Source organism: Streptomyces sp. NBRC 110611 (genome assembly GCF_001590865.1).
In the GTDB taxonomy this organism is placed as follows: Bacteria; Actinomycetota; Actinomycetes; order Streptomycetales; family Streptomycetaceae; genus Streptomyces.
Genome location: NZ_BBUY01000005.1, coordinates 212,145 through 234,630, shown reverse-complemented (window position 1 = coordinate 234,630; position 22,486 = coordinate 212,145). Strand labels below are relative to the sequence as shown.

At 70.8% G+C, this 22,486-nt stretch carries 11 protein-coding genes; 9 read left to right on the top strand and 2 right to left on the bottom strand.

The window, feature by feature from the left end:
- Window positions 1–55: 55 nt before the first annotated feature.
- From AZE13_RS14140 to AZE13_RS14110, 7 genes are all read left to right on the top strand, one after another.
- Entirely contained in the window at window positions 56–3,955 is a 3,900-nt protein-coding gene (locus AZE13_RS14140; RefSeq protein ID WP_066930911.1) for a DNA-directed RNA polymerase subunit beta', read from the top strand.
- A gap of 277 nt (window positions 3,956–4,232) precedes the next feature.
- Window positions 4,233–4,709: a DUF1707 and DUF4190 domain-containing protein gene (locus tag AZE13_RS14135; protein WP_066930909.1), complete on the top strand. Its 477-nt coding sequence runs from the start codon at window positions 4,233–4,235 to the stop codon at window positions 4,707–4,709.
- Between the two features lie 358 nt (window positions 4,710–5,067).
- Window positions 5,068–5,439: a 30S ribosomal protein S12 gene (gene rpsL, locus AZE13_RS14130; protein WP_003948652.1), complete on the top strand. Its 372-nt coding sequence runs from the start codon at window positions 5,068–5,070 to the stop codon at window positions 5,437–5,439.
- A gap of 2 nt (window positions 5,440–5,441) precedes the next feature.
- The gene (rpsG, locus tag AZE13_RS14125; RefSeq protein WP_004571813.1) at window positions 5,442–5,912 is read left to right on the top strand and encodes a 30S ribosomal protein S7; all 471 of its coding nucleotides are present in this window, start codon (window positions 5,442–5,444) and stop codon (window positions 5,910–5,912) included.
- Window positions 5,913–5,951: 39 nt separating this feature from the next.
- Window positions 5,952–8,072, top strand: a complete 2,121-nt coding sequence (gene fusA, locus AZE13_RS14120; RefSeq protein WP_066930907.1) for an elongation factor G — start codon at window positions 5,952–5,954, stop codon at window positions 8,070–8,072.
- A gap of 165 nt (window positions 8,073–8,237) precedes the next feature.
- On the top strand, window positions 8,238–9,431 hold the full coding sequence (gene tuf / locus AZE13_RS14115; protein WP_066930905.1) for an elongation factor Tu: 1,194 nt from the start codon (window positions 8,238–8,240) through the stop codon (window positions 9,429–9,431).
- Window positions 9,432–9,691: 260 nt separating this feature from the next.
- Window positions 9,692–10,465 carry a thioesterase II family protein gene (locus AZE13_RS14110; protein ID WP_066930903.1) on the top strand — a complete coding sequence of 258 codons (774 nt, stop codon included), beginning with the start codon at window positions 9,692–9,694 and terminating at the stop codon, window positions 10,463–10,465.
- Between the two features lie 22 nt (window positions 10,466–10,487).
- Here the strand turns inward: AZE13_RS14110 and AZE13_RS14105 are convergent, their stop codons facing one another.
- Window positions 10,488–13,199 carry a helix-turn-helix transcriptional regulator gene (locus AZE13_RS14105; RefSeq protein WP_258527788.1) on the bottom strand — a complete coding sequence of 904 codons (2,712 nt, stop codon included), beginning with the start codon at window positions 13,197–13,199 and terminating at the stop codon, window positions 10,488–10,490.
- A 266-nt stretch (window positions 13,200–13,465) separates the two neighbouring features.
- Complete coding sequence (gene ccrA, locus AZE13_RS14100) at window positions 13,466–14,812, bottom strand: crotonyl-CoA carboxylase/reductase (protein WP_066930901.1); 1,347 nt, start codon at window positions 14,810–14,812, stop codon at window positions 13,466–13,468.
- Window positions 14,813–15,047: 235 nt separating this feature from the next.
- Between ccrA and AZE13_RS14095 the strand changes: the two genes are divergently transcribed.
- Both AZE13_RS14095 and AZE13_RS14090 read left to right on the top strand, forming a co-directional pair.
- The gene (locus tag AZE13_RS14095) at window positions 15,048–15,854 is read left to right on the top strand and encodes a 4'-phosphopantetheinyl transferase family protein (protein ID WP_107288340.1); all 807 of its coding nucleotides are present in this window, start codon (window positions 15,048–15,050) and stop codon (window positions 15,852–15,854) included.
- 202 nt (window positions 15,855–16,056) lie between these two features.
- Window positions 16,057–22,470 (top strand): beta-ketoacyl synthase N-terminal-like domain-containing protein, encoded by a 6,414-nt coding sequence (locus AZE13_RS14090; protein ID WP_309302189.1) that lies wholly within the window; start codon window positions 16,057–16,059, stop codon window positions 22,468–22,470.
- Window positions 22,471–22,486: the final 16 nt, after the last annotated feature.

Here is a 22,486-nt window from a genome sequence, read left to right as displayed (position 1 = left end):
CGCCCCGGACCCCGACAGACCATTGAGACACGACCCTGAGAGGGATTGACGCATAGTGCTCGACGTCAACTTCTTCGACGAGCTGCGGATCGGCCTCGCCACCGCTGACGACATCCGTCAGTGGTCCCACGGTGAGGTCAAGAAGCCGGAGACCATCAACTACCGCACCCTCAAGCCCGAAAAGGACGGACTCTTCTGCGAGAAGATCTTCGGTCCGACCCGGGACTGGGAGTGCTACTGCGGTAAGTACAAGCGCGTCCGCTTCAAGGGCATCATCTGCGAGCGCTGCGGCGTCGAGGTCACTCGCGCCAAGGTGCGCCGTGAGCGGATGGGCCACATCGAGCTGGCCGCTCCTGTTACCCACATCTGGTACTTCAAGGGCGTCCCGAGCCGGCTGGGCTACCTGCTGGACCTGGCGCCCAAGGACCTTGAGAAGGTCATCTACTTCGCCGCGTACATGATCACGTACGTGGACGAGGAGCGCCGCACCCGCGACCTGCCCTCGCTGGAGGCGCACGTCTCCGTCGAGCGCCAGCAGATCGAGCAGCGCCGCGACTCCGACCTGGAGGCCCGCGCCAAGAAGCTCGAGACCGACCTGGCCGAGCTGGAGGCCGAGGGCGCCAAGGCCGATGTGCGCCGCAAGGTGCGCGAGGGTGCCGAGCGCGAGATGAAGCAGCTGCGCGACCGTGCGCAGCGCGAGGTCGACCGTCTCGACGAGGTCTGGAACCGCTTCAAGAGCCTCAAGGTCCAGGACCTGGAGGGCGACGAGCTGCTCTACCGCGAGCTGCGTGACCGCTTCGGCACGTACTTCGACGGTTCCATGGGCGCCGCCGCGCTGCAGAAGCGCCTGGAGACCTTCGACCTCGAGGAGGAGGCCGAGCGCCTCCGCGAGATCATCCGGACCGGCAAGGGCCAGAAGAAGACCCGTGCGCTCAAGCGCCTCAAGGTCGTCTCCGCCTTCCTGCAGACCCGCAACAGCCCCAAGGGCATGGTGCTGGACTGCATCCCGGTGATCCCGCCGGACCTGCGTCCGATGGTGCAGCTGGACGGTGGCCGCTTCGCGACCTCCGACCTGAACGACCTGTACCGCCGTGTGATCAACCGCAACAACCGTCTGAAGCGGCTGCTCGACCTCGGCGCGCCCGAGATCATCGTCAACAACGAGAAGCGCATGCTTCAGGAGGCGGTTGACGCCCTCTTCGACAACGGCCGCCGCGGCCGCCCGGTGACGGGCCCCGGCAACCGTCCGCTGAAGTCCCTCAGCGACATGCTGAAGGGCAAGCAGGGCCGCTTCCGTCAGAACCTGCTCGGTAAGCGAGTCGACTACTCGGCGCGTTCCGTCATCGTCGTCGGCCCGCAGCTCAAGCTGCACCAGTGCGGTCTGCCCAAGGCCATGGCGCTGGAGCTGTTCAAGCCGTTCGTGATGAAGCGCCTGGTGGACCTGAACCACGCGCAGAACATCAAGAGCGCCAAGCGCATGGTGGAGCGCGGCCGTACGGTCGTCTACGACGTCCTCGAAGAGGTCATCGCCGAGCACCCGGTTCTGCTGAACCGTGCTCCCACCCTGCACCGCCTCGGCATCCAGGCCTTCGAGCCGCAGCTGGTCGAGGGCAAGGCCATTCAGATCCACCCGCTCGTCTGCACCGCGTTCAACGCGGACTTCGACGGTGACCAGATGGCCGTCCACCTCCCGCTGTCCGCGGAGGCGCAGGCCGAGGCCCGCATCCTGATGCTGTCCTCGAACAACATCCTCAAGCCGGCCGACGGCCGTCCGGTCACCATGCCGACCCAGGACATGGTGCTCGGCCTCTTCTTCCTCACCACGGACGAGGAGGAGCGCGAGGTCAAGGGCGAGGGCCGGTCGTTCTCCTCGGTCGCCGAGGCGATCATGGCGTTCGACGCCAAGGAGCTCTCGCTCCAGGCGAAGGTCGACATCCGCTTCCCGATCGGTACGGTTCCGCCCCGCGGCTGGACCCCGCCGGCGCCGGAGGAGGGTGAGCCCGAGTGGCAGCAGGGTGACAGCTTCCGCCTGCGGACGACCCTGGGCCGCGCGCTCTTCAACGAGCTGCTGCCCGAGGACTACCCCTTCGTCGACTACTCGGTCGGCAAGAAGCAGCTCTCCCAGATCGTCAACGACCTGGCCGAGCGCTACCCGAAGGTCATCGTGGCGGCGACGCTCGACAACCTGAAGGCGGCCGGCTTCTACTGGGCGACCCGTTCCGGTGTCACCGTCGCGGTGTCGGACATCGTCGTCCCGGACGCGAAGAAGGAGATCGTCGCGGGCTACGAGGCCCAGGACGAGAAGGTCCAGAAGCAGTACGAGCGCGGTCTGATCACCAAGGACGAGCGCACTCAGGAACTGATCAACATCTGGACCAAGGCGACCAACGAGGTCGCCGAGGCGATGAACGACAACTTCCCCAAGACCAACCCCATCTTCATGATGGTTGACTCGGGTGCCCGAGGAAACATGATGCAGATGCGGCAGATCGCCGGTATGCGTGGTCTGGTGTCGAACGCGAAGAACGAGACCATCCCGCGTCCCATCAAGGCCTCGTTCCGCGAGGGCCTGTCCGTGCTGGAGTACTTCATCTCCACGCACGGTGCCCGTAAGGGTCTGGCGGACACCGCTCTGCGTACCGCCGACTCCGGTTACCTCACCCGTCGTCTGGTCGACGTCTCCCAGGACGTCATCATCCGCGAGGAGGACTGCGGCACCGAGCGCGGCCTCAAGCTGCGGATCGGGTCGAAGGGCGCGGACGGCGTGCTGCGCAAGGCGGACGACGTCGAGTCCAGCGTCTACGCCCGCATGCTGGCCGAGGACGTCGTCGTCGACGGCAAGGTCGTCGCCTCGGCGAACGTCGACCTCGGTGACGTGCTCATCGACCAGCTGATCGCGCACGGCGTGGAGGAGGTCAAGACCCGCTCGGTCCTGACCTGTGAGTCCGCGGTCGGCACCTGCGCCTTCTGCTACGGCCGTTCGCTGGCCACCGGCAAGCTGGTCGACATCGGTGAGGCGGTCGGCATCATCGCCGCCCAGTCCATCGGTGAGCCCGGTACCCAGCTGACGATGCGTACCTTCCACACCGGTGGTGTGGCCGGTGACGACATCACCCTGGGTCTGCCGCGTGTCGTCGAGCTCTTCGAGGCCCGTACGCCCAAGGGTGTCGCCCCGATCTCCGAGGCGGCCGGCCGCGTCCGGATCGAGGAGACCGAGAAGACCAAGAAGGTCATCGTCACGCCGGACGACGGCAGCGACGAGACGGCCTACGGCGTCTCCAAGCGCGCCCGTCTCCTGGTGGGCGAGGGCGATCACGTCCAGGTCGGCCAGCCGCTGACGGTGGGTGCGATCAACCCGCACGACGTGCTGCGGATCCTCGGCCAGCGCGCCGTCCAGGTCCACCTGGTCGGCGAGGTCCAGAAGGTCTACAACAGCCAGGGCGTGGCGATCCACGACAAGCACATCGAGATCATTATCCGGCAGATGCTGCGCCGGGTGACGATCATCGAGTCCGGCGACGCGGAGCTGCTGCCGGGCGAGCTCGTGGAGCGCACGAAGTTCGAGGGCGAGAACCGTCGCGTGGTGGCGGAAGGCGGCCACCCGGCCTCCGGCCGTCCGCAGCTGATGGGTATCACCAAGGCTTCGCTGGCCACCGAGTCCTGGCTGTCGGCGGCGTCCTTCCAGGAGACGACCAGGGTCCTGACCGACGCGGCGATCAACGCCAAGTCGGACTCCCTGATCGGCCTCAAGGAGAACGTCATCATCGGTAAGCTCATCCCGGCCGGTACGGGTCTGTCCCGCTACCGCAACATCCGGGTCGAGCCCACCGAGGAGGCCAAGGCCGCGATGTACTCGGCCGTCGGTTACGACGACATCGACTACTCGCCCTTCGGCACCGGCTCCGGCCAGGCGGTCCCGCTGGAGGACTACGACTACGGTCCGTACAACCAGTAAGCCTGTTCGGGCCGGCACGTCCGGTCCGTACGGCAGCAACAGGGCGGTCACTCCTTACGGGGTGGCCGCCCTGCGGCGTAGGGGGCAGGTCAGGGCCAGGGGAGGGGCCACATCAGGGCCAGCCGGCCGGGGCGCACGGGGAACTTGTGCTCCCCTCTGTGCGTCTGTGATGAGAGGATGGGCCTCAACTGTCGAGCGGGGGGAGGTTCGCGACATGGCATTCCAGCCGTGGCAGGGTGGGCAGCAGCCGATTCAGCCGTCGCACCAGGCGCCTGCCATGCGTGCCTCGCACGCCGATCGTGAGCGGGCGGTCGATGTGCTCAAGGCGGGGTTCGCGGAGGGGCGGCTGCAGCAGCCGGAGTACGAGCAGCGGCTCGCCCGGGCGTACAAGGCGCAGACCCATGCCGAGCTTCAGATGCTGATCGCGGATCTTCCGGTGGGACCGGTGCCGCAGGCCCAGTTCGTGCCGCAGCGCCCGGCGGTGCCGGCCACGTTCCTGCCGATGCCGCCGCCGGTGCGGACGAACAGCACGGCGACCAACTCGATGATCTGCGGGATCCTGACGCTGGTGACGGGCGGGCTGACCGGCGTTCCGGCCGTCATCCTCGGGCACAAGGCGCGGGCCGAGATCCGCCGCACGGGTGAGGACGGCGACGGCCAGGCCCTCACCGGGCTGATCCTGGGGTGGCTGTCGATCGGCGGCTGGTCGTTGATCATCCTGATGTGGATGCTCATCCTGGTGGCCAGCGTCTGACCCTCCGCGGGGGCGCCCGCGCCTTCTTCCGTGCGGCGGCGGTTCGCACTACGGTGGCCGCAACGCCGTGACGAGTCCGGCGTGTCCTTCGCGTGTGCATTTGTTTTGACCGCAGCCCATGCGGTAGGTACGCTCTGACCTTGTGCCTGGGGTGTCCCTGGGCTGCCGTGCGCGCAAACTCCCGCCGCTGAGGCCGGGAGGGCCCAAGAGCACGGAAGCCGGGTTTTGACACCGCAATCTGCCACCGTTCTCGTTCCAGCGAGGCATGGGACTGCAGTATTCGACACACCCGACCGCGTGGGTCGGGGGCGTTCCAGGTTAGCTTTACCGTGACTGGCACACAGAAACCGGAGAAGTAGTGCCTACGATCCAGCAGCTGGTCCGTAAGGGCCGGCAGGACAAGGTCGAGAAGAACAAGACGCCCGCGCTCGAGGGTTCCCCCCAGCGCCGTGGCGTCTGCACGCGTGTCTTCACCACCACCCCGAAGAAGCCGAACTCGGCCCTGCGTAAGGTCGCGCGTGTGCGTCTGACCAGCGGGATCGAGGTCACCGCTTACATTCCGGGTGAGGGCCACAACCTCCAGGAGCACTCGATCGTGCTCGTGCGTGGCGGCCGTGTGAAGGACCTGCCGGGTGTTCGGTACAAGATCATCCGCGGCTCCCTCGACACGCAGGGCGTCAAGAACCGCAAGCAGGCTCGCAGCCGCTACGGCGCCAAGAAGGAGAAGTAAGAATGCCTCGTAAGGGCCCCGCCCCGAAGCGCCCGGTCATCATCGACCCGGTCTACGGCTCTCCTCTGGTGACCTCCCTCATCAACAAGGTTCTGCTGAACGGCAAGCGCTCCACCGCTGAGCGCATCGTTTACGGCGCCATGGAGGGTCTGCGTGAGAAGACCGGCAACGACCCGGTCATCACGCTGAAGCGCGCGCTCGAGAACATCAAGCCGACCCTTGAGGTCAAGTCCCGCCGTGTCGGTGGCGCGACCTACCAGGTCCCGGTCGAGGTCAAGCCCGGCCGTGCGGCCACCCTCTCGCTCCGCTGGCTCGTGGGTTACTCCCGCGCCCGCCGCGAGAAGACCATGACCGAGCGCCTGATGAACGAACTGCTCGACGCCTCCAACGGCCTCGGCGCTTCGGTCAAGAAGCGCGAGGACACGCACAAGATGGCCGAGTCCAACAAGGCCTTCGCGCACTACCGCTGGTAGTCGCAACCCCCATCGAGACCGAGAGAAGATTGAGCCACTATGGCTACCACTTCGCTTGACCTGGCCAAGGTCCGCAACATCGGGATCATGGCCCACATCGACGCGGGCAAGACGACCACCACCGAGCGGATCCTGTTCTACACCGGTGTCTCCTACAAGATCGGTGAGGTCCACGACGGCGCTGCCACGATGGACTGGATGGAGCAGGAGCAGGAGCGCGGCATCACGATCACGTCTGCCGCGACGACCTGCCACTGGCCGCTGGACAACGTCGACAACACCATCAACATCATCGACACCCCGGGCCACGTCGACTTCACCGTCGAGGTGGAGCGTTCGCTGCGCGTGCTCGACGGTGCGGTGACGGTGTTCGACGGCGTCGCCGGTGTCGAGCCCCAGTCCGAGACCGTTTGGCGTCAGGCGGACCGCTACGGCGTTCCGCGGATCTGCTTCGTCAACAAGCTCGACCGTACGGGTGCCGAGTTCCACCGCTGTGTGGACATGATCGTGGACCGCCTGGGCGCGGTGCCGATCGTCATGCAGCTGCCGATCGGCACCGAGGCGGACTTCAAGGGCGTCGTCGACCTCGTGCAGATGAAGGCCCTGGTCTGGTCGGCCGAGGCCGCCAAGGGCGAGATGTACGACACCGTCGACATCCCGGACACGCACATCGAGGCCGCCGACGAATGGCGCGGCAAGCTCCTCGAGACCGTGGCCGAGAACGACGAAGAGATCATGGAGCTGTACCTGGAGGGCCAGGAGCCCACCGTGGAGCAGCTGTACGCCGCGATCCGTCGTATCACCATCGCCGCCGGCAAGTCCGAGAACACCACGGTCACCCCGGTGTTCTGCGGTACCGCGTTCAAGAACAAGGGCGTCCAGCCCCTGCTCGACGCGGTCGTGCGCTACCTCCCCTCCCCGCTGGACGTCGAGGCCATCGAGGGCCACGCGGTCAACGACCCGGAGGAGATCGTCAAGCGCAAGCCGTCCGAGGACGAGCCGCTCTCCGCCCTGGCGTTCAAGATCGCGAGCGACCCCCACCTGGGCAAGCTCACCTTCATCCGTGTCTACTCGGGCCGCCTCGACGCCGGCTCGCAGGTGCAGAACTCGGTGAAGGGCAAGAAGGAGCGCATCGGCAAGATCTACCGGATGCACGCGAACAAGCGTGAGGAGATCGACTCGGTGGGTGCCGGTGACATCGTCGCCGTCATGGGTCTGAAGCAGACCACCACCGGTGAGACCCTCTGCGACGCCGCGAAGCCGGTGATCCTGGAGTCGATGGAGTTCCCGGCCCCGGTCATCCAGGTCGCCATCGAGCCCAAGTCGAAGGGCGACCAGGAGAAGCTGGGTGTCGCCATCCAGCGTCTCGCCGAAGAGGACCCCTCGTTCCAGGTGCACACCGACGAGGAGACCGGCCAGACCATCATCGCGGGTATGGGCGAGCTGCACCTCGACGTGCTGGTCGACCGTATGAAGCGTGAGTTCCGGGTCGAGGCGAACGTCGGTAAGCCGCAGGTGGCCTACCGCGAGACGCTGCGCAAGTCGGTCGAGCGCTACGACTACACCCACAAGAAGCAGACCGGTGGTTCCGGTCAGTTCGCGAAGGTGCAGATCGCGCTGGAGCCGCTCGAGGGCGACGGGTACGAGTTCGAGAACAAGGTCACCGGTGGCCGTATCCCGCGGGAGTACATCCCGTCCGTGGACGCGGGCTGCCAGGAGGCCATGGAGTTCGGCGTGCTCGCCGGTTACCCGCTGACCGGTGTCAAGGTCGTCCTGCTCGACGGCGCCTACCACGAGGTCGACTCCTCGGAAATGGCGTTCAAGATCGCCGGTTCGATGGCCTTCAAGGAGGCCGCCCGCAAGGCCTCCCCGGCCCTGCTCGAGCCGATGATGAAGGTCGAGGTCACCACGCCCGAGGACTACATGGGCGATGTGATCGGCGACATCAACTCTCGTCGTGGTCAGATCCAGTCCATGGAGGACCGCGCCGGCGCCAAGCTCGTGACGGGCCTGGTTCCGCTCTCGGAGATGTTCGGCTACGTCGGAGACCTCCGCAGCAAGACGTCGGGTCGCGCGAGCTACTCGATGCAGTTCGACTCCTACGCCGAGGTTCCGCGGAACGTCGCCGAGGAGATCATCGCGAAGGCCAAGGGCGAGTAAGGCCGGTCTCGTAGGAGCCGGAACGCAACACGCTTTAGGCTTGACACCGTCTGACGGGGCAATCCCCGGCAAACCGTGAGGATTGCCCCGTCGGCCGGCACCCCAGCAAAGATCACCTGGCGCCGATGAGTAAGGCGTACAGAACCACTCTTCAGGAGGACCCCAGTGGCGAAGGCGAAGTTCGAGCGGACTAAGCCGCACGTCAACATCGGCACCATCGGTCACGTCGACCACGGTAAGACGACCCTTACCGCGGCGATCACCAAGGTGCTGCACGACCAGTTCCCGGACCTGAACCCGTTCACGCCGTTCGAGGACATTGACAAGGCGCCGGAAGAGCGTCAGCGCGGTATCACCATCTCCATCGCGCACGTGGAGTACCAGACGGACAACCGTCACTACGCCCACGTCGACTGCCCCGGTCACGCGGACTACATCAAGAACATGATCACCGGTGCCGCCCAGATGGACGGCGCGATCCTGGTGGTCGCCGCGACCGACGGCCCGATGCCGCAGACCAAGGAGCACGTGCTCCTGGCCCGCCAGTCCGGCGTTCCGTACATCGTTGTCGCCCTGAACAAGGCCGACATGGTGGACGACGAGGAGATCATGGAGCTCGTCGAGCTCGAGGTCCGTGAGCTCCTGAACGAGTACGAGTTCCCGGGCGACGACCTGCCGGTCGTCAAGGTCTCCGCGCTCAAGGCCCTCGAGGGCGACGAGCAGTGGGTCAAGTCCGTCCAGGACCTGATGAAGGCCGTGGACGAGAACGTCCCGGAGCCGAAGCGCGACGTCGACCAGCCGTTCCTGATGCCGATCGAGGACGTCTTCACGATCACCGGTCGTGGCACCGTCGTCACCGGCCGTATCGAGCGCGGTGTCCTCAAGGTCAACGAGAGCGTCGACATCATCGGCATCAAGACCGAGAAGACCTCCACCACGGTCACCGGTATCGAGATGTTCCGCAAGCTGCTCGACGAGGGCCAGGCCGGTGAGAACGTCGGTCTGCTGCTCCGCGGCATCAAGCGCGAGGACGTCGAGCGCGGCCAGTGCATCATCAAGCCGGGTTCGGTCACCCCGCACACCGAGTTCGAGGCCACGGCCTACATCCTGTCGAAGGACGAGGGTGGCCGCCACACCCCGTTCTTCAACAACTACCGTCCGCAGTTCTACTTCCGTACGACTGACGTGACCGGCGTCGTCACCCTCAAGGAGGGTGTCGAGATGGTCATGCCGGGCGACAACGCCACCATGGACGTCCAGCTGATCCAGCCGGTCGCCATGGAGGAGGGCCTGCGGTTCACCATCCGTGAGGGTGGCCGTACCGTCGGCGCCGGCCAGGTCACCAAGATCGTCAAGTAATTGGTGAACTGATCCGTCCCGCCGTCGGGCGGGAACCATAGGCGGATCGGGCGGGCCCGCACATCGCGAGATGTGCGGGCCCGCCTTTTTGCTGCCCCGGTGCGGCCGGTGCGGGGTGGTGAGCGTAGGGGTGGTGCGCGGCAGGTGTGCCGTCGATAGGGGTTTTCCCGGCGGACGTGCGGGCGTCAGGCTGCGGTGGATATGTGGACGCATGCCGCCCCTCGACGCGCGGTGGCCCGGCCGAAGGATTGGAAGGAACTGTGACGACCCGCCCCGACGACCATGACCTGTGGATCCGGCGTTTCCACCCCGCGCCGGACAGTGCGGTGCAACTGGTGTGCCTGCCGCATGCGGGCGGCTCGGCCAGCGCGTACTTCCGGATGTCGGAGGCGCTGGCGCCGTCGGTGGAGGTGCTGGCGGTGCAGTACCCGGGTCGTCAGGACCGCCGCTGGGAGGCGCCGGCGCGCAGCGTCGACGAGCTCGCGCGGTCCGTGGCCGGCGCGCTGAAGGGGCGGCTGGACCGTCCGGTCGCGGTCTTCGGGCACAGTATGGGGGCCGCGGTGGCCTTTGAGCTGACCCGGCTGCTGGAGCGCGAGCACGGCGCGCCGCCGGTGGCGCTGTTCGCCTCAGGGCGGCGGGCGCCGTCGTGCGTACGGCAGGAGGAGCCGCTGCGGACCGCGTCGGACGACGACGTGGTGGCGGAGATGAAGCGGCTCAGCGGGACGGACGCGCGCATCCTGGAGGACGCGGACCTGCTGCGGATCTTCCTCCCGGTGATCCGGGCGGACTACGCGGTGGCCGGCTCCTACCGGTGCGAACCCGGTGCGCGGGTGCGCTGCCCGGTCACGGTCCTGGTCGGCGACGCCGACCCCGAGGCCGGACTGGAGGAGGCCCGGACCTGGCGCGAGCACACCAGCGGCGACTTCGAGATGCATGTGTATCCCGGGGGGCACTTCTACCTCGACGACTACCGTTCGTCGGTGGCCAACGTGGTCTCGGATGTGCTGCTGCCCGTGGTCGCCGGGGAGGAGTGACGGGGTCCGGCGCATCCGCCGGTCAGGCGGCGCCGGCGGTGTCGAAGCCCAGGCTGGCGGGCAGCTGGTGGCGGTGTTTGATGCCGAACTTGCGGTAGATACGGGTCAGATGCTGCTCGACGGTGCTCACCGTGATGAACAGCCGCGCCGCGATCTCCCGGTTGGTGTACCCCTGGGCGGCCACCGCCGCGACCCGTCGTTCGGCCTCGCTGAGCGGCTCGGCGGCCGAGACCGTCTCGGTGGTCCGCGGGACGGCCAGGTCGCCGGAGAGCGGCGGCAGGACGGTGCGCAGCAGCTTCTCGGCGCCGCACTCCTGGGCCAGGCGCCAGGCGCGGCGGACGGTCTGCCGGGCCTCGCTGCCGTTGCCGAGCTGTTGCTGGGCCTGTCCCAGGTCGGCCAGGGTCCGGGTCATGCCGTACCGGTCGCCGGCGGACTGGAACGCCTCCATGGCGCGGGCCAGCAGGCGCGGCCGCTGGGACGGGGCGCGGGTGGCCGACAGGATGCGCAGGGCGGTGCCCCTGGCGCGCGGCAGCCGGGAGTCGGCCAGGGCGAGCTGCTCGTTGGCGAGCTGGACCGCGCGTGCGGGCTTGTCCAGCCGCAGCCAGGCCTCGGCCGCGCCGGTGCGCCAGGGCACCAGGCCGGGGGAGTCCAGCTGCCAGTTCCGTACCCGCTCGCCGATGGCCAGGAAGCAGGCCAGTGCGGCCTGGTTCTGCCCGATCGCCAGGTGGTGCTGGGCGCGGGCGAACTCGTGGTGTACGCCGAAGCGGGTGTGCGCAGCGGTGTCCGGGAGCGGCTGGGCGAGCAGCTCGCCGGCCGTCTCGTGGTCGCCGAGGGCGGTATGCGCCTCGATGAGGGTGGCGAGCGGGAGGGCGAGGCCGACGCCCCAGCCGGGCAGCGGTATCCGGGACATCGACTCGTCGGCCTGGTCCCGGGCGGCCGGGAGGTTGCCGGTACGGAGCGAGATCATGGCTTTGGTGGAGATCAGCAGGGCGTCCCAGGCGGGGGCCGTCTGCTTGGCGGAGTGGGCCAGCAGGCGGTCGCACCAGGAGTCGGCCAGCTCCAGCCGGTCGAGGTAGATCAGGGCGTGCAGGGCGGAGAGCGGAAGCTCCAGGGAGTCCTCACCCAGGCGCAGGTACTGCAGGACCTGTTCCGCGTCGGCGATCACGTCCTCCTCCGTGCCGTCGGTGAGTGCGGCGTGGAGGGCGCGGCCCGCGGAGAGGTCGGGGATGACGGGGTCGGCGGCCGGGGGCACGGCGGCCGGGGGTGCGGAGTTCAGGGCGCCGGTCATCCGGGCGAGTGCGTCGGGGTAGGTGGTGGTCAGCCGCAGCCAGGTGGACAGCAGCCGGCCGGTGGCGTCCGGGCGCTGTTCGGGCGCCGTCAGGCCGGCGGAGACCGCGACCGCGGAGTCCTCCAGGCCGTTCCACAGGAGGGCGCGGATCAGCTGGAGGGTGTTGCGGAGCGGGAGTGCGCCGTCGGCGCCCGCGGAGACCAGCGACTGGAGGTGCGGGACGGTGGCGTTGGGGTCGGTGCGCCAGGTGATGCCGGCGGCGGCGGCCTGGTCGGCGAGGGACTGCTTCTCGTTGGTGGTGCAGCGGCTGGCGAGCTCCCGGCACTGGGCGGCCCGGGTGCTGAGCCCGTCGGCGAGGAACTGGTGCGAGGCCAGCCGCAGCAGGGGTGCCTCCCAGGCCTCGCCGATCGGGCCGCCCTCCAGGAGGTGGGTGGCGACCAGGGTGGGCGGTGCGCCGTTGGCGTAGAGCAACTCGGCTGCGCGGCACCGGAGTTCGGTGTGGGTGTCGGCGGGGATGTCGGCGAGGACGGCGGTGCGCAGCGCGGGGTGGCGGAAGCGGCCGTCGCTCAGCAGGCCCGATTCGGTCAGCGCGTCCATGGCCTGCGAGGTGGCGGCGGGTGAGCGGTCGGCCAGGCGGCTGACCAGCTCCGCGGAGGCGCCGGTGTCGAGCAGTGCGAGGGCGTGGGCCACCTGCCGGGTGTCCGCACCGCCGCGGTGGGCGCAGGACAGCGCGGCCCGCAGGAAGTCGTCGGTGACCACGGGCCGTTGCGGGCCGTCGGCGCCGGAGAGCGTGGCGGCGCGCAGGAGTTCGCGGAGCAGCAGTGGGTTGCCGCCGCTGAGGGCGAGGTAGTCGGGGGTCAGCCGGCCGGCGTTCTCCTGGCCCAGTTCGGTGGCGAGGAGACGGGTGACGGCGGCGGGGGTGAGGGTGCCCAGACGCAGGCAGCGGGCGCCGGGGAGGAACTGCAGCTCCGCGAGGAGGGCGCGGCCCGTGACGGTGTACGGGTTCATGGTGGTGACGACGGCGATGGGGACGCCGCGGAGCCGCCGGATCAGATAGAGCAGGCACTGGAGGGACGCGGCGTCGGCGTGCTGCACGTCGTCGACGGCGAGCAGCAGCGGTTGCCGGGCGGCCGCGTGGCGGGCCGCGTCGTACACCCGGCGCAGGACGTCCGGCGGTACGGACCCGGGCGTGCCGGACGGCTCCGGTCCCGCCTCGGGGAAGAGCTGTTCCAGGAGGGCGTAGGGGAACGGCTGCTCCATGGGGCTGCCGATGGCGTGCCGGGTCTGGAAGCCGAGCTCGGCGGCCAGTCCGGAGAGCGTGTGGAGCAGGTCGGTCTTGCCGGTCGCCGCGCTGCCCCGGAGCACGGTGAGGCCGCCGGTTCCGGCGGTGGCCTCCGTCAGCGCAGTGCGGAGTTCGACGAGTGCGTCATCGCGGTCGATTGTCACAGAGCTCCCCCGTTTCGCCGCTCGGTCGCCCGGGTCGTGGTACGGCGGTCACGGTCGACAGCCGGGCATGCGGGCGCAGCATGGAGGTGCGTACGGCAGTTCCCTCGGCGCCCGCGCGAGCACGATAACAAAGATGCGCACCGAAAAGAGTGCGCCAATTCATGACGGCGATCAGGACATCGTTGCAGGTGGCGGGGGTGTGATTGCTTTCTCGCGAGGCGAGAAAACGCCCTTCCCGGAAGGGCGTTTCCGGGTGCTTTTTCCGGCTACGGGAGGTTGGAGGAACGGAAGCGGTTAATGGCCTTTTCGTGGCGGCTCCGCAGCTCGGGTGCCGTGACACCGAGCCCTTCGCGGGGAGCCAGGCAGAGGATGCCGACCTTGCCGCTGTGCTGGTTCAGGTGCACTTCGCGGGCCGCCTCGCCGACCGTGGACAGCGGGTGCACCGTGGAGAGCGTGGGATGCACCATTCCCTTGGTCACCAGGCGGTTGGCCTGCCATGCCTCGCGGTAGTTGGCGAAGTGGCTGCCGATGACGCGCTTGAGCCCCATCCACAGATAGCGGTTGTCGTACTGGTGCTGGAAGCCGGAGGTGGAGGCGCAGGTGACGACGGTGCCGCCGCGGCGCGCCACGAAGACGCTGGCGCCGAAGGTCTCCCGGCCGGGGTGCTCCAGCACGATGTCCGGGTCCTCGCTGCCGGTCAGCTCCCGGATCCTGGCGCCGAACCGCTTCCACTCGCGGGCGTCAGGGGTCTGCTCGTCCCGCCAGAAGCGGAAGCCCTCGGCGGCCCGGTCGATCACCAGCTCGGCGCCCATGGCGCGGGCCAGCTCCGCCTTGTGCTCGCTGGAGACCACGCACACGGGTATGGCGCCGCCGTTGAGGGCGATTTGGGTCGCGTACGAGCCCAGTCCGCCGCCCGCGCCCCAGATCAGCACCACATCGCCCTGCTTCATCCCCGCACCGTTGCGGGAGACCAGCTGGCGGTAGGCGGTGGAGTTGACCAGGCCGGAGCTCGCGGCCTCCTCCCAGGTGAGGTGGGCCGGCTTGGGCATCAGCTGGTTGGCCTTGACCAGGGCGAGTTCGGCCAGGCCGCCGTAGTTGGTCTCGTAGCCCCAGATGCGCTGTTCGGGGTCGAGCATGGTGTCGTCGTGGCCGTCGGGGGACTCCAGTTCCACCGAGAGGCAGTGGGCGACGACCCGGTCGCCCGGCTTCCAGCGCCCCACGCCCGGGCCGGTGCGCAGCACCACACCGGACAGGTCCGAGCCGACGACGTGGAAGGGCTGGTCATGGCGGGCGGCGAGCGGGCCGGTGCGGGCGTAGCGCTCGAGGAAGCCGAAGGTCGGCAGCGGCTCGAAGATCGAGCTCCACACGGTGTTGTAGTTGATCGCGCTGGCCATGACGGCGATCAGGGCCTCGCCGGGCCCGAGTTCGGGGGTCGGCACCTCGCCGACGTGCAGGGACTTGGCGGGATCCTTGGCCGCGCTCGGCAGGCCCTCGAACATACCGGCCTCGTCCTTGCGCACGAAGGCACCCCGATACGAGTCCGGGACCGGCAGAGCGGCATAGTCCTCGGAAGAGGCGTCATCCGACAGGACGGCACTGATGATTTCTCGCACGGGGGCTCCGATAAAACGCGGACGATTGCCGCCCAGGCTAAGTGACCCCCGATAAGACGGAACACCCTTAACGGGCCCCTAGAAGACCGGCGCCGGAATAGGGGTTCCGCGCGAGGGTTTCCTCTGCTCGAATACCGTCCGGTTCCATTGGCTTCAGGTACGTACGCGTGTCCTCGTGCGTACGGCAGGCGCGGCAGCGCGGCGGGGAGACCGTAACAGTGCGGTACGACGGCGGATGAACACGAGGGTGTCCTCCGGGGTCGCCTGGACGGTGCGGCGATCGGTCACGGGGACGGCCGGACCGGGGCCGGCGGGGCGGCCGGCCCGCACCGTGCCGCCGGGCGGACTGCACCTGTGGGCGGTGCGCACCGACCGGTGGCCGGACGATCCGCGGGACCTCTACGCGGTGCTGGACGACGCGGAGCGGCGCCGGGCCGATGCCTTCGTCTTCCCGCGCGACCGGCAGTGGTACGTCATCAGCCACGCCTTCCTGCGCCGGGTGCTGTCCTGGTACGTCGCGCGGCCGCCGGACGCGCTCCGCTTCACCGCCGGCGCGTACGGCAAGCCGCGGCTCGACGGCCCGGGGGCGTCGCCGCGGCCGGAGTTCAACCTGTCCCACTGCCCGGGCCTGGCGCTGGTCGGCGTCGCCACCGAGCCGGTCGGCGTCGACGTCGAGGCGGTGCGCGCGGGCGCACCGGAGACCGGCGTCGCCGACTACTTCCACCCCGCCGAGCGGCGGGCCCTGGCGGCGCTGCCGGCGGACCGGCGCCGCGCGGCCTTCTACCGCTGCTGGACCCGCAAGGAAGCGGTCGTCAAGGCCATCGGGACGGGGATGTCGGTGGGGCTGGACTCGTTCCAGGTGGCGGTGGACCTCGATGTGCCGACGGTCGCGCTCGGCCGGGGCGCGCACTTCCCGGCCCGGCGCCCCTGGTGCCTGCTGCACCTGGAGCCGGCGGTGGGGTTCATCGGGGCGGCCTGTCTGCCGGTGCCTCCCGGCCCGGTGACGGCGACCCTGCTCACCGGCCCGGTCCTGGCAGTTTAGAGCGTGTTTGCCCAGCCCCTATTCGGCCCCGGTCCGGCAACCGGGATTAGGGGTTCCGGGAAGGGCGGACGTCTGGTCGAATGCGTCGGCAGGGCGAGGACGGGGATTTCCGGCCGTTCCACGGTCCGCCCGTCGTGTCCATGAGCAAGTGGTGTTGGTTCTTCGAGGGGGATTCGTGGGATCCAGGAGCCTGCGTCTGGCTTTGCCGCAGATGGCAATGGGCGGGCTCTCCGAGAACTGGCTCTGCAAAGAGTTCGGTGACCTCCACTGGGAGCTGCTCGGCGAACATTTCGGTATACCGGTGACGGAACTGCGGGATACCGGTGGTGAACGGCTGCTCCCCGTTTTCGTCCGCGTACGCATCGACGCGCGACAGCCGCTGAGCGCTTTCCGGGAGGGCGACGACTGCGTGCTGACCGGACGGCTGGGCCGGGTGGACGCCCGCACCTACGTCGGTGATCTCGCGCTGCGCTCGGGCGACAAGGAGCTGACCGCACGGCTGATGACGGTCTTCGCCAAACGGTCGGCGGACAACGTGCTCACGCCGGTGGTGCCGCAGGAGCCGCCGGGCGCGCCCGAGGCGCCGGCCGACGAGGAGGCCGCCGGCTTCCACCGGGAGTTCCTCGCGGTACGGCAGGACGCCGCGGCCGGCGGCGGGCCGGCCGGGGGCGGGCTGTCCGAGCAGGTCTACGAGCTGAACCCGTACCTCGACGTCAATGGCGCCGGCCTGCTCTACTTCGCCTCCTACCCGCACATCAACGACCACTGCGAACGGGCCTACGTCCACGCCCTGGACGCGGGCCCGGAGCGGCTGCACGGCCGGGACTGGACCCACGCCGCCTCGACGGTCTCCCGCGATGTGGTCTACCTGGGGAACTGCGGACCGGACGACGCGGTGCGCTTCCGCCTGGACTCCTGCCGGTTCGACGGCGACCGGGCGCACCTGGCCTCGACCCTGCTGCGGGAGAGCGACGGTGCGCCGCTGGCCCGGATCCGTACGGTGAAGGCGCTGGCCCCCGTGCCGGACGCCGCGGGGCGCAGGGCAGCCGCCGCCGTCCGTACCCCTGGCGCCTCCGCCGCCGCGCTCGCCGAACGGCTGCGGCCCGTCATGGCCGAGGCCCTCCAGGTCCCGGAGGACGCCCTGGCCGCGGACACCGACCTGCGCACGCTCGGCCTGGACAGCTTCGCGCTGTCCTCCTTCGCCGACGCCGCGGGGCGGCTGGGCGTCGAGGCCGACCCCAGCCGGCTGTTCCAGAGCTTCACCCTCACCGAGATCGCACGGGTGGTCGCGGGCGAGGCCGCGGAGCCCGCGCCGGTGCGGCCCGCCCGGCGGCGGACCCGGGGGCGGGGCGACCAGGACGAGATCGCCGTGGTGGGCATGGCGGGCCGGTTCCCCGGCGCCGACTCCGTCGACGAGCTGTGGCAGGTCCTTGCCGAGGGCCGGGAGACGGTCGGCGAGATCCCCGCCGACCGCTGGGACTGGTACCGGCCGCGGGACGGGGCGGACCGGCCGGCCGCCGACGTGGTCCGGCGCGGCGGCTTCCTGCGCGACGTCCGCCGCTTCGACCACGGGTTCTTCCGCATCTCGCCGCGCGAGGCGGAACTGATGGACCCCCAGCAGCGGCTCTTCCTCGAAGTGGCCTGGGAGGCCTTCGAGCACGCCGGGCACGACATCGGCGCGCTCCGCGGGAGCCGTACGGGCGTGTACGCGGGGGTGTGCCACAGCGACTACGCGGCGGTGCTGCGCGCCTGCCTGCCGGCCCCCGAACCGCACCGCAGCGTGGCCACCTCGCCCTCCGTCATCGCCAACCGGGTCTCCTTCGCCCTGGGGCTGCACGGCCCCAGCGTCGCCGTCGACACCATGTGCTCGTCCTCGCTGGTCGCGGTGGAGCAGGCGGTACGGGCGCTGCGCGACGGCTCCTGCGAGCAGGCGCTGGTCGGCGGCGTCAATGTGATCTGCGATCCGGAACAGCACCGGGCGTACGCCAGGACCGGGGTGCTCAGCGCGGACGGCCGGTGCCGCACCTTCGACGCGGGCGCGAACGGCTACGTCCGCGGGGAGGGGGTGGCGGCGCTGGTGCTCAAGCCGCTGTCGCGGGCCCGCGCGGACGGCGACACCGTCCACGCCGTGCTCAAGGGCGTGGCGGTCAACCACGGCGGCCAGGCCCAGTCGTTGACCGCGCCCAACGCCGATGCGCAGTCCGCCCTGATCCGGCAGGCGTACGCGGCGGCCGGCACCGACCCGGCGACGGTGGGCTACTTCGAGGCGCACGGCACCGGCACCGTGCTGGGCGACCCGATCGAGGTCTCCGGGATCGTCGACGCCTTCGCGCAGATGTTCCGCGAGCGCGGGCGCACCGAGCCACCCGAGGCGTACTGCGGGCTCGGTTCGCTCAAGAGCAACATCGGGCACCTGGAAGCGGCCGCCGGAGTGGCCGGAATGATCAAGGTCATGCTGGCCATGCGGCACGGGGAGCTGCCCGCCACCCGCAACGTCGGCGAGGTCAACCCCATGATCCGGCTTGCCGGTTCGCCGCTGCGGATCCAGCGCGAGCGGGCGCCGTGGACCCGGTTCACGGACGCCGCAGGACGCGAACTGCCGCGCCGGGCAAGCGTCAGCTCGTTCGGGATGGGCGGCACCAACGCGCATGTGGTGCTGGAGGAGTTCAGGGCGGAGCCGTCGGCCCCGGGACCGGTGACCGCGCCGTGCGTCGTGCCGCTGTCGGCCCGTACCGCCGAGGCCCTGGCGGACGTGGTCCGCGGGCTGCTGCACTTCCTGGACGAGCGCGGACAGCGGCCGGCCGCGCTGCCCGATGTCGCCCATACGCTGCAGAGCGGGCGGACGGCGATGGCGGAGCGGCTGGCGGTGCTGGCCGACTCCACGGACGAACTCCGCGCGAAGCTGCGCGGTTTCCTCGCGGGCGAGCCCATGGACGGCACGGTGCTGCGGGGCACGGCGGAGCCGGGACCGGACGCCGCCGGGACACCCGGCGACGGTCCGCTCGCGACCGCCCGGCACTGGGTGGCGGGCGGTACCGTCGACTGGTCCGCGCTGCGCGGTCCGCACGCCCGGCCGCGGCGGCTGGCACTGCCCACCTACCCCTTCCGGCGCGACCAGCACTGGATCGCCACCGGTCCCACCCAGGAGTTCCTGGTCAGGGACTGGACCGCGGCGGACCCGGACGCGGGTGGCCGGACGGGGGACGCCCAGGCGCCCGCCGACGGCATCTGCCTCGTCCTGGTGAACGAGGCCTCGGCGTCCGTCGCCACGGCGCTGCCGGCCGGTGCGCTGCGGACGGTCGTGATCCCCGCCGCCGAGCTGACCGGACGGCCGGGAACGCTGGCGACGGCCCTGGCGGCGCACGGCGGACCGGCCGCGGGCGAACGGCTCGCCGGCCTCGTCGACCTCACCGACTGGTGGCCGCAGGGCACGGAAGAACCGTCCCCGTCCCCGACGGCGTTCCGCGGGCGGCTGGCGCTGCTCCAGGAGATCCTCGCCGGGCACCGGCTGCCGTCGCTGACCTGCCTGCGGGTGAGCCGGGGCCCGCTGCCCCACGAGGCGGCGGGGCTGTACCGGACGCTCTCCAGCGAATTCCGCACCGTACGGAGCCGGACCGTCGAGGTCGACTTCGGCCCCGACCGGCCCGAGCTCCTGGCCCCCGTCCTGACCGCCGAACTGGCCGCCGCGGACCGGGAGACCCAGGTCCGGTACCGCGCCGGCCGCCGCGAGCGCGCGCTCCTGCGCTTCCTGCCCACCGGTGAGCACCCCGCCGCCACCGGGGCCGGACCGCTGGACGGCCTGGCCGACGGCACCGTCGTGATCACCGGCGGCACCGGCGAGATCGGCCTGCACCTGGCCCGCGAACTGCACCGCCGGGGCGCCCGCCACCTGCTGCTCATCGGCCGCGGACGGCTGCCCGCCCGCGCCAAGTGGGCCGCCCTGGCGGCCGATCCGGCCACCGAGCCCAGGCTGCGGCGGCGGCTGGCCGGTCTGCTGGAGCTGACCGCGGCCGGCGCCTCGGTGGAGGTCCGCACCCACGCACTGCGCGACGCCGCGTCCCTGGCCCGGATCCTGGACCGGACCGGGCAGCGGCACGGCGCGGTCACGGCCGTCTTCCACTGCGCGGGCGCGATGGACGACAGCCGTTCCCTGCTGGCGAAGTCGCCCGACGAGGTCCAGCGGGTGCTCGACCCCAAGGTGCGCGGGCTGCGGACCCTGTGGGCGGCGCTGCGGGGCCGGCTGCCGCGCCTGCTGGTGCTGTTCTCGTCGGTCTCCGCCGCGATCCCCCGCCTGGGCGCCTCGTACGGCGACTACGCGGCGGCCAACGCCTTCCTGGACGACTTCGCCACTCTGCACGACGGCCGGGACGGGTGCCGGGTGCGCGCGCTGCAGTGGCCCCTGTGGCAGGACACCGGGCTGGGCCGGGGCCGCGGCGAAGCCGTCGGCGAGCTCGGGCTGCCGGCCCTGCCGGCGGCGGACGCGCTGGCGCTGCTGGACCGGGCCCTGGCGGTGGAGGGGCGGCCGGTGCTCCTGCCCTGCCAGGCCGACCGGTCACGGGTACCGGCCGAGGAGCTGCTGCGGGCACCCGGGCCCGAGCCCGATCCCGTGCCCGCGGTCGCGCCGGGGACGGACCCGGTGCGGGCCGCGGTGCCCGACGGCGCTGCCGACGGGGGGCCGGCGCCCGCGGCCGTCGTGGGCTGGCTGACCGAGGTGTGCGCCCGGACCCTCCGCACGGACCCGGCCCGGATGTCCGCCGACGCCTCGTTCGCCGAACTGGGCGTGGACTCCCTGCTGCTGGCGGAACTCGTACGCGCGCTGGAGAGCGCGCTCGGGACGGCCGTGGACCCGGCGCTGGTCCAGGAGCACCCCACCATCGGGGAGCTGGCGGCGGCCCTGGCCGAACGCTCGGGGCCGGCGCTGCGGGCCGTGCTCGGCGAGGCTCCGGCGGCCGGGGGAACGGCGGCGCCGACGCGCACGGAGGCGGAGACGCGCACGGAGTCGGAGACGCGCACGGAGTCGGAGACGCGCACGGAGGCGGAGACGCGAGGGGTGGCCGGGACCGGGGGCCGGAACGCCGGGCCCGCGGCCGCCGCCGGCCCGGTGCCGATCGCCGTGATCGGCACCGCCTGCCGCTTCCCCGGCGCCGAGAGCCCCGATGCCTTCTGGCAGGCCCTCGTCCAGGGGCGGGACAGCGTCCGGGAGGTGCCGGCGTCGCGCTGGGACACCGGCGCGCTGTACTCCCCGCACGGGGAGCCGGGGACGAGCATCAGCAAGTGGGGCGGGTTCCTCGACGACGCGGGCGACTTCGACCCGGCGTACTTCGGGTTCGACGAGCGCACCGCGCGCTATCTGGACCCGCTGGCGCGCAAGGCCCTGGAAGTGACCGCCGAGTGCCTGCGGGACGCGGGCTACCGGGAGGACGAGCTCAAGGGGCGCCGGGTCGGCGTGTACGTCGGCTCCCGGTCGGCCAACTACCGGGAGTACCTGCGGCCGTTGCCCCGTGAGGCCATCGTCGGCGTCAACCAGAACTTCATCGCGGCCCACCTCTCCCACCACTTCGACCTGGCGGGCCCCAACCTGGTCGTGGACAGCGCCTGTTCCTCCTCACTGGTCGGCGTGCACCTCGCCTGCCAGAGCCTGGCCCTGGGGGAGTCGGAGCTGGCGCTGGCCGGCGGCGTGGACCTGCTGCTGGACGAGGACATGTACCTGCTGTTGAGCGAGGGCAGGGCGCTGTCGCCGAGCGGGCGGTGCCGTACGTTCGACGAGGGCGCCGACGGGTTCGTCCCCGGCGAGGGCGCCGGGATGGTGCTGCTGAAGCGTCTGGCGGACGCCGAGCGCGACGGGGACCGGGTGCTGGCCGTCATCGAATCCGGCGCGGTCAACAACGACGGCCGCACCATGGGCCACACCACCCCCAGCGTCCGTGCCCAGCGCGCGCTGATCCAGGAGGCGCTGACCCGGGGCGGCATCGACGCCCGCACCGTCGGCTATGTGGAGGCACACGGCACCGGCACCATGATCGGCGACCCGATCGAGCTCCAGGCCCTGACCGCCGCCTTCCGCGAGTACACCCCCGACCGCCAGTTCTGCGCCGTGGGCAGCGTGAAGACGAACATGGGGCACCTCCTGAGCGCGGCGGGCGTGGCCGGGCTGCTCAAGGTCGTACTGAGCCTGCGCCATCAGCAGGTCCCGCCGACGCTGCACTGTGTGCGCCCCAACCCGCGCTTCGGCTTCCCCGAGTCGCCCTTCTACCCCGCCACCGAGCTGCGGGACTTCACCGGCGGTGCCCCGCTGGAGCGGGCCGCGGTCAGCGCGTTCGGCTTCGGCGGCACCAACGCGCATCTGATCCTGCGCCGGGGCGACGACGCCGCAGGGCTGCGCGCCCGCCCCCGGCAGCCGCTGGCTCCGCCGTCCTACCGCCGTACGACGCTGTGGGCGGTCCGGCCGGGCGACCCGGCACCGGTTATCGACCCGGGCCCGGCCACCGTCCCGGCCCCGGCCACCGCCCCGGCCACCGTCCCGGCCACCGTCCCGGCCCCGGACGCCGCCCACGTGCCCACCCTCACCGGCGGCCGGTCGGCGCGCCTGGACCTGACTTTCCTGCCCGCTCGTTGACCGTGGAACCGGGAAG

Coding starts and splice junctions, on each gene's coding strand:
- AZE13_RS14135 (WP_066930909.1), top strand. CDS start 4,233: ATGCGTGCCTCGCACGCCGATCGTGAGCGGGCGGTCGATGTGCTCAAG.
- rpsG (WP_004571813.1), top strand. CDS start 5,442: ATGCCTCGTAAGGGCCCCGCCCCGAAGCGCCCGGTCATCATCGACCCG.
- fusA (WP_066930907.1), top strand. CDS start 5,952: ATGGCTACCACTTCGCTTGACCTGGCCAAGGTCCGCAACATCGGGATC.
- AZE13_RS14095 (WP_107288340.1), top strand. CDS start 15,048: ATGAACACGAGGGTGTCCTCCGGGGTCGCCTGGACGGTGCGGCGATCG.